Source organism: Flavobacterium sp. Flavsp81 (genome assembly GCF_059491325.1).
In genome coordinates, this window is record NZ_CP168505.1 from 2,583,155 (window position 1) to 2,595,321 (window position 12,167).

10 protein-coding genes are annotated in these 12,167 nt (G+C 34.1%); 8 read left to right on the forward strand and 2 right to left on the reverse strand.

The genetic code is table 11. The annotated features are described in order from the left end of the window. Nucleotides 1-38 precede the first annotated feature (38 nt). Together ACEN92_RS10685 and ACEN92_RS10690 are read left to right on the forward strand one after the other, a co-directional pair. Nucleotides 39-2,582, forward strand: coding sequence for a heavy metal translocating P-type ATPase (locus ACEN92_RS10685; RefSeq protein WP_495638381.1), 2,544 nt, complete (start codon nucleotides 39-41; stop codon nucleotides 2,580-2,582). Nucleotides 2,583-2,587: 5 nt separating this feature from the next. Beyond that, nucleotides 2,588-4,822 carry a multicopper oxidase domain-containing protein gene (locus tag ACEN92_RS10690; RefSeq protein WP_495638382.1) on the forward strand — a complete coding sequence of 745 codons (2,235 nt, stop codon included), beginning with the start codon at nucleotides 2,588-2,590 and terminating at the stop codon, nucleotides 4,820-4,822. A gap of 247 nt (nucleotides 4,823-5,069) precedes the next feature. Here ACEN92_RS10690 and ACEN92_RS10695 read toward each other — a convergent pair whose 3' ends face one another. Then, on the reverse strand, nucleotides 5,070-6,014 hold the full coding sequence (locus ACEN92_RS10695) for an NADP-dependent oxidoreductase (RefSeq protein ID WP_495638383.1): 945 nt from the start codon (nucleotides 6,012-6,014) through the stop codon (nucleotides 5,070-5,072). 130 nt (nucleotides 6,015-6,144) lie between these two features. Here ACEN92_RS10695 and ACEN92_RS10700 point away from each other — a divergent pair, with 130 nt between their 5' ends. Continuing rightward, nucleotides 6,145-6,492 (forward strand): winged helix-turn-helix transcriptional regulator, encoded by a 348-nt coding sequence (locus ACEN92_RS10700; RefSeq protein WP_495638384.1) that lies wholly within the window; start codon nucleotides 6,145-6,147, stop codon nucleotides 6,490-6,492. A 497-nt stretch (nucleotides 6,493-6,989) separates the two neighbouring features. Here the strand turns inward: ACEN92_RS10700 and ACEN92_RS10705 are convergent, their stop codons facing one another. Next, nucleotides 6,990-7,442 (reverse strand): DUF4442 domain-containing protein, encoded by a 453-nt coding sequence (locus tag ACEN92_RS10705; protein ID WP_495638385.1) that lies wholly within the window; start codon nucleotides 7,440-7,442, stop codon nucleotides 6,990-6,992. Between the two features lie 230 nt (nucleotides 7,443-7,672). Here ACEN92_RS10705 and ACEN92_RS10710 point away from each other — a divergent pair, with 230 nt between their 5' ends. From ACEN92_RS10710 to ACEN92_RS10730, 5 genes are all read left to right on the forward strand, one after another. Beyond that, nucleotides 7,673-8,152: a DUF4870 domain-containing protein gene (locus ACEN92_RS10710; RefSeq protein WP_495638386.1), complete on the forward strand. Its 480-nt coding sequence runs from the start codon at nucleotides 7,673-7,675 to the stop codon at nucleotides 8,150-8,152. Between the two features lie 265 nt (nucleotides 8,153-8,417). Then, nucleotides 8,418-8,750, forward strand: a complete 333-nt coding sequence (locus tag ACEN92_RS10715; RefSeq protein WP_007804050.1) for a PadR family transcriptional regulator — start codon at nucleotides 8,418-8,420, stop codon at nucleotides 8,748-8,750. A gap of 2 nt (nucleotides 8,751-8,752) precedes the next feature. Further along, nucleotides 8,753-10,468 (forward strand): PspC domain-containing protein, encoded by a 1,716-nt coding sequence (locus tag ACEN92_RS10720; protein ID WP_495638387.1) that lies wholly within the window; start codon nucleotides 8,753-8,755, stop codon nucleotides 10,466-10,468. 3 nt (nucleotides 10,469-10,471) lie between these two features. Continuing rightward, a complete protein-coding gene (locus tag ACEN92_RS10725) occupies nucleotides 10,472-11,206 on the forward strand; it encodes a head GIN domain-containing protein (RefSeq protein WP_495638388.1) in 735 nt (244 codons plus the stop codon). Between the two features lie 88 nt (nucleotides 11,207-11,294). Continuing rightward, nucleotides 11,295-12,128 (forward strand): GIN domain-containing protein, encoded by an 834-nt coding sequence (locus tag ACEN92_RS10730; protein ID WP_495638389.1) that lies wholly within the window; start codon nucleotides 11,295-11,297, stop codon nucleotides 12,126-12,128. Nucleotides 12,129-12,167: the final 39 nt, after the last annotated feature.

Sequence of the window (12,167 nt, forward strand, 5' to 3'; positions counted from 1 at the left end):
TCGGAAATTTGCATTGTAATACTTTAAAAGATAAAACAATGACTCATCAATATACTATTTCAGGAATGTCGTGCGATGGCTGTCGCACGAAAGTCGAGAAAACACTGAATACAATAGAAGGAATTCAGGCCGAGGTGACTTTAAATCCTCCTTTGGCTACTGTCACAATGGAAAAGCATCTTCCAACTGAAAAATTTCAAGAAATCCTGAGTCAAGTTGGAAATTACACTATTGAAATGACTACCGCAAAAAATACCGCAGAAGCTCCTTCTAAATCCTGTTGTTCAAATCAGAAGAAAGACAATCACGAAGGACACCATCATAAAAAAGAAGCTATTGTAACTCCCAATTATAATACAACCGGTATTTTTTATTGCCCAATGCATTGCGAAGGCGTTAAAACTTATGATAAACCTGGAGATTGCCCGGTTTGCGGAATGGATTTAGTTCCCCAAGTCGCCATAAGCAATACACAATTTACTTGTCCGATGCATCCTGAAATCGTTTCGAACGAACCCGGAGATTGTCCAATTTGCGGAATGGATTTGGTTCCGATGAAAGCTTCAGAATCTGAAGAAAACAAAACCTACATTGATTTATTAAAGAAAATGAAGATTGCCATTTTGTTTACGCTTCCCATTTTTATTATTTCAATGTCAGAAATGATTCCTAATAACCCTCTTTACAATCTAATGTCTGTTGAAAAATGGAATTGGGTGCAGTTCTTATTTTCTATTCCCGTGCTTTTTTACGCAGGCTGGATGTTTTTTGTTCGTGCCTGGAAATCGATTGTTACCTGGAATCTAAACATGTTTACCCTAATTGGGATTGGAACCGGTGTTGCATTCTTATTTAGTATTGTCGGAATGTTTTTTCCGGATATTTTTCCGTCCGAATTTAGATCGCATCACGGAACTATTCATCTTTATTTTGAAGCTGCAACGGTTATCCTAACATTAGTTTTATTAGGACAACTATTAGAAGCTAAAGCCCACGGGCAGACCAACGGAGCCATAAAAGAATTATTAAAATTAGCTCCAACCGAAGCAACTTTAGTCGAAAATGGAAATGATAAAGTAATTTCGATTCATAATATTAAAAAAGGAGATTTACTACGTGTAAAACCTGGAGAAAAAATCCCGGTTGACGGAAAAATCACAACTGGAGAAAGTAGTATTGACGAAGCAATGATTACCGGAGAACCCATTCCGGTTGATAAAAAAGTTGGCGATACAGTAATTTCGGGAACGATAAACGGTACCAAATCATTTGTAATGATTGCCGAAAAAGTAGGTTCAGAAACCCTGCTTTCACAAATTATACAAATGGTCAATGATGCAAGCCGTTCGAGAGCCCCCATCCAAAAATTAGCCGACCGGGTATCCAAATATTTTGTCCCAACAGTTGTTATCATTTCTATAGTAACTTTTATTGTCTGGGCAAAATTTGGCCCTGAACCTGCCTATGTTTATGGATTAATTAATGCAATTGCGGTTTTGATCATAGCCTGTCCTTGTGCTTTAGGATTAGCCACCCCAATGTCAGTAATGGTGGGCGTAGGCAAAGGAGCTCAATTCGGTATCCTGATAAAAAATGCCGAAGCGTTAGAAAATATGAGTAAAATTGATGTTTTGATTACTGATAAAACCGGAACAATTACCGAAGGAAAACCATCTGTAGAAAAAATCTATGCTGTTAATAATGATGAAAATGTTTTATTGCAAAATATTGCTTCCCTAAATCAACACAGCGAACATCCTTTAGCACAAGCCGTAGTTAATTTTGCTAAAGCTAAAAATCAAACGACACTTGAAGTTCCGGACTTTGAAGCTATTGCCGGAAAAGGAGTTACAGGGACTGTCAATAATTCAAAAATGGCTTTAGGAAATAAAAAACTAATGAATCAGATTGGCGCTACGATCACTGAGGATATTGAAAAAAAGATTGTTGCCGAGCAAAATCTGGGTAAAACTGTTTCTTATATTTCCGTTGATAAAATTGTTTTGGGTTATGTAACAATTACTGATGCCATAAAAGAAAACAGCGTAAAAGCAATCAAAGATTTAATCGATCAGGGGGTTGAAGTGATTATGATGACGGGCGATAACAGTAATACTGCAAAAGCCGTTGCCGATCATTTGCATTTAAGTTCGTTTAAGGCAGACTGTCTTCCTGAAGATAAACTAAAAGAAATTCAGCGATTACAAGCCGAAGGTAAAATTGTAGCCATGGCAGGCGACGGAATCAATGATGCTCCTGCATTGGCTCAAGCAAATATTGGTATTGCCATGGGAACAGGAACTGATGTCGCTATCGAAAGTGCTAAAATAACACTCGTAAAAGGTGATTTAAACGGAATTGTAAAAGCTAAAAAGCTAAGTTATTCGGTAATGAAAAACATCAAACAAAATCTGTTTTTTGCTTTTATATACAATGTTTTAGGCGTTCCAATTGCAGCGGGGATTTTGTATCCGGTATCCGGAATTCTGCTTTCACCTATGTTAGCTGCTTTGGCGATGAGCCTGAGTTCCGTTTCAGTAATTGTAAATGCATTACGCTTACGAAATTTAAATCTTAAATAATTTAGATGAAATTACATACTATTCTTATTGTCTTTTTGATTGTTTTAACTGCAAGAGCCCAAAAAACAGTTCGTTACGATTTATACGTTCGCGATACAATTGTCAATTTTTCGGGGAAAGAAAAACATGCTTTTGCCATAAATGGTCAGATTCCGATGCCTACCTTAACTTTTACAGAAGGAAATATTGCGGAAATTTATGTGCATAACGAATTAAAAGAAAGCACTTCACTGCATTGGCACGGATTATTTCTTCCTAATAAAGAAGACGGCGTTCCGTATTTAACACAAATGCCGATCGCACCCCATACAACGCATAAATACAGCTTTCCGATCATTCAAAACGGAACGTATTGGTACCACAGCCATTCCGGGCTTCAGGAACAGATTGGTTTATACGGGCTTTTTATCATCAACAAAAAGAAAGGTGATCCGACTTTTAGAAAAGGGATTGATGATTTACCAACAGTTCCGGTTATTTTAAGTGAATGGACAGACTTAAAGCCGGAAAATGTACAGCGAATGCTTCATAATGCCAACGATTGGTTTGCCATAAAAAAAGGAACAACTCAAAGTTATTCTGAAGCCATTAAACAAGGACATTTTTCGACCAAAGTTACCAACGAATGGAAACGAATGAATGCTATGGATGTGAGTGATGTATATTATGAAAAGTTTCTGATTAACGGTAAAAATGAAGATCAGCTTTCGCAATTTAAATCAGGAGAAAAAGTCAGGCTCAGAATTGCAAACGGAGGTGCGTCCAGTTATTTCTGGCTGACTTATGGAGGCGGAAAAATAACAGTTGTAGCCAGCGATGGAAACGATGTTGAACCTGTAGAAGCGGACCGTCTGATTATTGCTGTTTCTGAAACCTATGATGTTGTGGTTACGATTCCTAAAGACAATAAATCTTTTGCCTTTTTGGCTACAGCCGAAGACAGAACAGGTTCAGCTTCTTTATTTCTAGGTAACGGCGTTAAGCAGCCTGTTGACCATCTTTCGAAATTAAAATATTTTGAAGGAATGAAAATGATGAACGACATGATGAAAATGAACGGAGAAATGAATGATATGGGCATGAATATGTCATTGAATAAAATGGATATGAATACCGTAATGTATCCAGAAATTACAGGCGAAGATGAAAACCCGAAAAACATGGATCATTCTGAACATAAAATGGAAGTCATGCAGATGACTAACGACAGTACAGAAACTGCTGAAATAGTTACTTTGAATTATGGAATGCTAAAATCCCCGACCAAAACAAACCTTCCTAAAAATGTTCCTGTCAAAGAATTACATTTTGAATTATCCGGAAATATGAATCGCTATGTTTGGAGTCTGGATAATAAAGTAATTTCAGAAACAGATAAAATCCTGATTAAAAAAGGAGAAAATGTTCGGATTGTATTGTATAACGGATCTATGATGCGCCACCCGATGCATTTACACGGGCATGATTTTAGGGTCCTGAACGAACAAGGGGATTATGCACCACTGAAAAATGTGATTGATATTATGCCAATGGAAACCGATACAATTGAATTTCAGGCAAATGCTGATGGCGACTGGTTTTTTCACTGTCACATTTTATATCACATGATGGCGGGAATGGGACGCATTTTTAGTTATGAAAATTCGGCTCCGAATCCATTGATTCATGATCCGAAAATGGCTTACAAAATGCTGAAAATGGATGATCGAATGTTTCATTTTATGGCTGAAAATGATTTTGCCACAAACGGAAATGACGGCGAAGTTATGTTTAGTAATACGCGTTGGAGCATTGGAACAGAATGGAGATTGGGTTATAACGATCATCACGGTTACGAAACCGAAACACATATTGGAAGATATATTGGAAAAAATCAATGGTTAATGCCTTTTATTGGTTTTGACTGGCGCTACAGAAAAATGGATGAAGGTGAAATGGAAAAGAATCTTTTTGGACAATCTAACACCAAAGACGATCGTTCTGTTTTTAGCGCCGGTCTTGAATATACTTTACCCATGCTGGTAAAAGCACAAGTTGAAGTTTATACTGATGGAAATCTTCGCTTGCAATTTGAGCGAAAAGATATTCCGCTTTCGAGACGTTTACGAATGAGCCTGATGTGGAATACAGATAAAGAATATATGGGAGGTTTGAAATATATCGTAGCAAGAAACTTTGGAATCACAACGCATTATGACAGTGATATGGGAGTTGGTTTTGGTATTAATCTGAATTATTAATTTAACTATAATAAATTATATGAGTTCGTTAAAAAAATAGATCAAAAAATATAAATTTGAGTAAAACATCTTTATACTTCTGGAAATCATTGTCATCCTGAGCGGAGTCGAAGACTTTTTACATGAAAGGGTTTCGACTCCGCCTCAGCCTGACACCTATTTTGAATTACACCAAACAGGTTATATTTTAACTATGAACTTAAAACTTTCATGGTCTTAAAAAACATTTAGTTTTTAATCATCAGGATTAAAGTCTGATTACAATTTTTCCAACAGTTCTTCCTGTTTCTAATTGTAGATGTGCTTTTTTCATTTCATCAAATGAAAATATTTGTGAAACGTGTGATTTGATAATTCCTTTTTGCATTAAATCAGCAGCAATATTGATGTTAGAACCAGAAGATTTAACAAAAACAGCAAACAAATCAATGTTTTTGTTTTTAGCTTTTTCTACATATTCAGGAGCAATTTCACCCAAAATGTAAATAATTTTTCCGCCTGGTTTTACAACATTTATAGAACGGTTGTTAATTTCGTCTGAAATTGGATTTAAAACCAAATCAATATCTGAAACTTCATTTTCAAAATTTACTTTAGCATAATCTATATGTTGATCAGCACCATTTTGCAAAACAAACACTGCATTTTTTTCAGACGAAGTTCCAATAACATATGCTTTAAAATGTTTGGCAATTTGTGTCGCATAATGTCCGACTCCACCCGAAGCACCGTGAATTAAAACCTTATCCCCTTCTTTTATTTTTCCATTCGTAACTAATGCCTGCCAGGCTGTTAGAAAAGCAAGTGTTGCCGCAGCAGCAGCTTCATGAGAAATATTTTTCGGTTTTAAAGCCAAATGCGAAGCTGGGGCTGCAACATATTCGGCATAAGCTTTTCCATTACCGCGATAATTTATCATTCCGAATACTTCGTCGTTTAATTTAAATTGAGACACATTCTTCCCTGACTCCACAACGGTCCCGGATAAGTCCCAACCTAAAATAACCGGACGTTCGTCTCCAAACAAACGATTGATTCTTTCCTCTGAAGACCTTGTTTTATAATCAACCGGATTGATGCTCAAAGCACTGACTTTTATCAAAACCTCATCATCGTTAATTTCCGGTTTCGGAATATCTACATATTTTAGGTTTGAGACACTTCCTGCTTCGTTCAAGATAATGGCTTTCATAATAATTTGTTTTAAAATTAAAGCTCAAAAGTATACTATCAGTATCTTTGGTACAAGTATGCACTTTTTTGTATCTTACATACTAAAAGTATACTAATGTTGGTTATCAATATTTTAAAAATTAAAAAAAATGATAAAAAATAATAATACCAATAAATCTGGAGATACAATTTGCTCTGTTGATTATGCTTTTAAAAGAATTGGAGGCAAATATAAAGGTCGGATTTTATGGAATTTAAGCCTCAAAAATGTGCTCCGTTATGGCGAATTACGACGAATTATTACAGACGTAACGCCAAAAATGCTCACCCAAACTTTAAGAGAACTCGAAGATGATGAATTGATTTTTCGAAAAGTATACCATGAAGTGCCACCCAAAGTAGAATATTCATTAACTGAAATTGGTATGGAACTCATTCCATTTATCAGTCATTTGAGAGAATGGGGCAGCAAACAGCTGGCAAAAGAGAAGGTTTGAATTTTAATTTATTATGACTCCATTATCTTCAGAAAATGAATTTAAAGTATAATCCAAAATTTAGAATCATGATTGGCACTACTTTTGAAATGACGAATAATCATCAAACAGTTACAATCTAAATAATTTTCATGTACGGAATCAGTCCTTTTTTATTACTTATTTTACCGCTAATTTTTCAAATTTTATTTGGAAGAAAATCTATTGCCGGGGCTCTAAAATTAAATTTTTTCAGAGTGAGCCTGATTAGCTTTATCGCACAATTTATGTTTTCTTATTTGGCTTTTCAAATTGTTTCTCACAACCTGAGCGTTAATTCAAATGGTCAAATTCATTGCGGAATGCCTTTGGTAGGATTAATAATAGTGGAGTTCTTTTTTATAATACTCTTATTAGTAACAATCTTAGTTCAATTTTTAATAAAAAGATACTATAAACGTGATGATAAATTAAATGACTGAATACTATATACAAAAAAAGCCTTTTTAAGGCTTTAATTATTTTAGTCGGACACTCCATTCGAAATCCATTTCTGAAACCTGGTTTCCTTTTTCGTCAGTTCCTATAGATTTCATCCAGAAAGTCTGCCCTTCGCCTGTTTCAATTGTTTTTTGAATAGCATCTGCAATTAGATGTCCGTCTTTACAAACGAATGTGATTCTGCCGGTCGCTTTTTTAGAAAAGTTCCCTTTATTATTGGCTACTAACATGGAAATCTTTCTTCCGCTTTCCTGAATTTGTGAGATTACCAATGCTCCTGTGGTTAATTCTGCGGCCATTGCCTGAACCGCAAAATACATCGAATTAAACGGATTCTGATTGATCCAACGGTGTTTTACACTTACTGTGCAACTGTCTTTGTCAATCGCTTTTACCCGAACGCCACAAATATATGCCGATGGTAATTTGAATAATACAAATTTGTTGAGTTTGGAAACTGAAACTGCCATGTGATTTATTTTTTATGTAAAAATACAAAAAAACTATGCGCGCACAATAAATTACTTTTACTTTCCTAAAATATCAATTAAATCAAGACTTTACATCATTTATTAGTATTTTTTACGTGTTAATTAAATTCCAAATTTGTTAAAAATTAGTTAATATTTGGTACTATGCGAAACATAATACTGTCTTTTGGATATATATTTGCATAAGAAATTACTATATACTTTTAATCATGGAAACATCAACACCACTCATCATGGAAAACACATCAGAAAAGAACACTGCAACGTTCACGCATTTAAGTACTTTAAGCCAGTACATCATTCCGTTTGGAAATTATATTTTCCCGATTTTAATCTGGACGAGTTATAAAGACAAATCTGAATTTGTAAATCATCATGGAAAACAGACATTGAATTTTCAATTGAGCTTATTGCTTTACACTTTAATTTTAGCTTTAATCGCAATTCCGATTTTCATAACTGTTTTTTTACAAAACCTTCCAATGGAAGCGGTTTTTAACAATGAGGATTTCGTTATCAGAAATTTTAATTTTGAAGGAAACATTGGATTATTAAGTATTGGGGCGACAGCTGTTGTACTTTTTGGATTACTGAAAGTAGTTGAATTCTTTTTAGTGATTTATGCTTCTATAAAAACCTCGAATGGAGAATACTATAAGTATCCAATGACGATTCCTTTTATAAAGTAAAATCAATAAACAATTATAAAAACACTTCGACTTCGCTCAGTGTGACATAATAAGGTTAAAAGTTATAGATTTCCAAGAGCCTTAGCCCTGACAGAAGCGGCATCCTTTTCTGGCTCCTTTAGACAGAAAAAGATATAGCGGATGGCAGGAAACAGCTCCTGAAAAAATCAATCATCAATCACCCGAGCCAGAAGAGCGAACTGGCGCATCAATCATCATCAATCAAAAAACGAATCGTTCAATCTAAAAAAAACAAAATGAAATTATGAACATTGAAAACACAAAAGCACAGATGCGCAAAGGTGTTCTTGAGTTTTGCATCTTATCTGTATTAAAAGAAAAAGACGCATACACATCTGAGATATTAGACACTTTGAAAAACGCAAAATTATTAGTTGTTGAGGGCACTGTTTATCCGCTCTTAACACGCTTGAAAAACGATGGTTTACTGAATTATCGCTGGGAAGAATCAACTTCAGGACCACCACGAAAATATTATGGATTAACCGAAATAGGACAAACATTTTTAAACGAATTAAACGGTACCTGGACAGAATTATCAGACGCCGTAAAACTAATCACCAATCAAAATCAATAGTCATGAACAAAACAGTAAATATAAACTTAGGAGGTATGTTCTTTCACATCGATGAAGATGCATATTTGAAACTAACGCGTTATTTTGACGCAATAAAACGATCATTAAATAGCTCATCCGGGCAGGATGAAATCATTAAGGATATCGAAATGCGTGTTTCTGAATTATTAACAGAAAAACAAAAAAGCGAAAAACATGTTGTGGGATTGAAGGACGTTGACGAAGTTATTGCGGTGATGGGACAGCCTGAAGACTACATCATTGAGGATGAAGCAAAATCAGGACAATCGTTTAATGACCACGCAAACAGAAGAAATAAAAAATTATACCGCGATAAGGAAAAAGGTATGATTGGTGGTGTTGCGACAGGTTTAGGGCATTATTTTGGAGTTGACGCTGTATGGATAAAAATTATATTTCTGGTATTTGTTTTTGCCGGATTTGGAACTGGAATTTTGGCCTACTTTGTACTATGGATAGTAACTCCGGAAGCAGTTACAACGTCTGAAAAACTGGAAATGACGGGAGAACCTGTTACAATTTCGAATATCGAAAAAAAGGTTCGTGAAGAAATTGAATCACTATCTGATAAATTTAAAAATGCAGATTATGACAAAATGGGAAACCAGGTAAAGTCGGGAGCTGAGAGAATAAGTAGCTCATTTGGAGATTTTATTATGACTGTTTTTAAAATCTTCGTTAAATTTTTAGGGGTAATTTTAATAATGGCCGGAATTAGTACTTTAATTGCTCTTTTTATTGGGGTATTTACTTTAGGAACGAACTTTTTTGTTGAGTTTCCTTGGCAAAACTTTATTGAAGCCGGAAACTTTACAGAATATCCGATCTGGTCATTTGGTTTGTTAATGTTGTTTGCTGTTGGAATTCCGTTTTTCTTTTTGACGCTTTTAGGTTTCAAATTGTTATCCCCAAACTTAAAAACTATGGGTAACATTGCGAAATACACTTGGTTAGCCATCTGGATTATTGCTGTTGCAATTGCAATCAGTATCGGAATCAAACAAGCAACTGAAATTTCACAAGACAACAAAACAGTTGAGAAAAAAGCAATCAATATCACTCCGAAAGATACACTTTATGTGAAATTCAGATATAATGATTACTATGCAAAAGATTTGGATCACCGCAGAGAATTCGAGTTTGTTCAGGATTCAGCTAATAATCAGTTGATTTATTCGAATGATGTTCGCTTACATGTTTTATATACAGATGCTGCTGCACCATATTTACAAATAGAAAAAAGTGCCAGGGGAAATTCACTTATAAATGCTAAAAAAAGAGCTGAAAAAATTAATTATAATGTTCAGGTTATTGGAAATCATTTAATATTGGATAATTATTTTGTAACTGATGTAAAAAATAAGTTTAGAGGTCAGGAAGTTGATGTATATTTGTACTTACCAGAAGGTCAATTGTTTAAACCGGATGCTTCGATTGAAGATTATGACGATTCAGATAATGATTTCTTCAACTTACGAGGTGACTATAATTACAAAGTTGAAGGTTCTAAAATTATATGTTTAAATTGTCCTGCAGACGAAAATGAACACAACGATGCAGAGGAACAAGACACTATTAAAAATGATACTGTAAAAGAAGTTTCAATTAAAATTAATGGAAAAGAAGTTTTAAACAGCAAAAAAACGAACGGAAAGCTAACCACTGATAAAAACGGAGTTATAATCAAAATTAACTAAGCCATGATAAAAATAATCATTCATATTACAAAATTCATTATTGCGACGATTACCGCTTTATTGTTTGCCTCATGTAATTTTAACGGTAATTCAATAGAGGGAAGTGGAAATACTACTAAAGAAAAAAGAATTGTTCAGGGTGATTTTAAAAAAGTATCTGTAAGTAACGCAATTGATTTAGTAATCGAACAATCTGATTCTACTGAAATTATTGTTGAAGCTGACGATAATTTACAGAAAGAAATCATTACAAAGGTTGAAAACGGAACATTGGTGATTAGTTGTAAATTCGGTTCTTTTCATAATGTTACAATGAAAAAAGTAACGGTAAAAATGCCTGTTATTGATAAATTGGAAGCTTCAAGTGCATCATCAGTACAAAGTAAAAATATTATTCACGGAGAGGATATAAATATAGAAGCTTCAAGTGCATCAACCATTGATATTAATGTTGAATCTGATAATATTACTTGTGATTCCGGAAGTGGAAGTACCATTAATATAGAAGGAAAAGCATTAAAAATCAAAACTTCGGCTTCCAGCGGCAGTACTATTAATGCCAACAAATTATTAGCGAATGAAGTTCATGCAGAAGCATCAAGCGGAGCAAGTGTAAACGTACATCCAATTGTAAGTCTGAAAGCTGAGGCCAACAGCGGAGCAAGCATTAATTATGACTCATCTCCTAAAAATATCGAGAAAACCGAAAATTCAGGAGGCAGCATCAGTCAGGGCTAAAACTTGTTCTTCTTTAAAATATAAAAGAAATCATTCATCAAAAGTGGATGATTTTTTTATATTTGTCAAAAATCTAATCCTAGAATTAATGAAAAAAAATAAAGCCTTACTCCTGTTATTATTAATTACCACATTAACTTTTGCTCAAAAGAAAGAAAAAATAAAAGGATCTAAAACCGTAACCACTTCAATAAAACAAGTGGGAGATTTTGATATTCTTGAGGTAGATGATAACATTGAAGTTTACCTGGAACGCGGAGAAAAAAATGAAATAAAAATTGAAGCTGACGACAATCTACATGATATTATCGGAATGGATTTAAGAGGTAAAGCACTTCGTTTATATACTTCAAAACAATCTACAATTTTTAAAAAATTAACTGTTCGTGTTACATATACCAAGTCCCTTACCAATGTAATTACCAGAAATGAAGCTATGATTTATGCTATTCAGGAATTACAGCTTGATGATATTACTTTTAACAGTTTCGATTATTCTAAATTATTTTTGAATGTAAATGCAAAGAAATTTAGTTTAACAGCTGATGATAAATCAAAAACCGAATTGAATTTAAAATCAGAAGAGGCTAGTTTACAGTTAAGTAAAAGCTCCTCTGTTAAAGCATTGGTATCTTCAATAAAATTCAAGTGTGACTTATATCAAAAAGCAGCGGCAACAATTGAAGGTATTGCAGAAAAAGGAACCATTCGTTTAGACAACAATTCGACTTTTACAGGAACAAAATTCACTATAAAAGAAGCCAGCTTTACTGCTGAAAGTTCTGCAACAGGAACTGTATTGGCAGAAAACACAATCTCTTTGGCAATAGGTGATAAAGCTGAAGTTTCACTTTTAGGTAAAGCAAAAATAGAACTTACACGTTTTAGCGAAGAGGCCAAATTGATCAAAAAGATTAAATAAAAAGTTTCATGTTTCAAGTTGTTGGAACGTTAAAAACAA

What these genes read in the sequence shown, in the direction of transcription:
- ACEN92_RS10690 (WP_495638382.1), top strand. Translation starts at nt 2,588, where the DNA reads ATGAAATTACATACTATTCTTATTGTCTTTTTGATTGTTTTAACTGCA.
- ACEN92_RS10695 (WP_495638383.1), bottom strand. Translation starts at nt 6,014, where the DNA reads ATGAAAGCCATTATCTTGAACGAAGCAGGAAGTGTCTCAAACCTAAAA.
- ACEN92_RS10715 (WP_007804050.1), top strand. Translation starts at nt 8,418, where the DNA reads ATGAACATTGAAAACACAAAAGCACAGATGCGCAAAGGTGTTCTTGAG.
- ACEN92_RS10710 (WP_495638386.1), top strand. Translation starts at nt 7,673, where the DNA reads ATGGAAACATCAACACCACTCATCATGGAAAACACATCAGAAAAGAAC.
- ACEN92_RS10725 (WP_495638388.1), top strand. Translation starts at nt 10,472, where the DNA reads ATGATAAAAATAATCATTCATATTACAAAATTCATTATTGCGACGATT.
- ACEN92_RS10730 (WP_495638389.1), top strand. Translation starts at nt 11,295, where the DNA reads ATGAAAAAAAATAAAGCCTTACTCCTGTTATTATTAATTACCACATTA.
- ACEN92_RS10705 (WP_495638385.1), bottom strand. Translation starts at nt 7,442, where the DNA reads ATGGCAGTTTCAGTTTCCAAACTCAACAAATTTGTATTATTCAAATTA.
- ACEN92_RS10720 (WP_495638387.1), top strand. Translation starts at nt 8,753, where the DNA reads ATGAACAAAACAGTAAATATAAACTTAGGAGGTATGTTCTTTCACATC.
- ACEN92_RS10685 (WP_495638381.1), top strand. Translation starts at nt 39, where the DNA reads ATGACTCATCAATATACTATTTCAGGAATGTCGTGCGATGGCTGTCGC.
- ACEN92_RS10700 (WP_495638384.1), top strand. Translation starts at nt 6,145, where the DNA reads ATGATAAAAAATAATAATACCAATAAATCTGGAGATACAATTTGCTCT.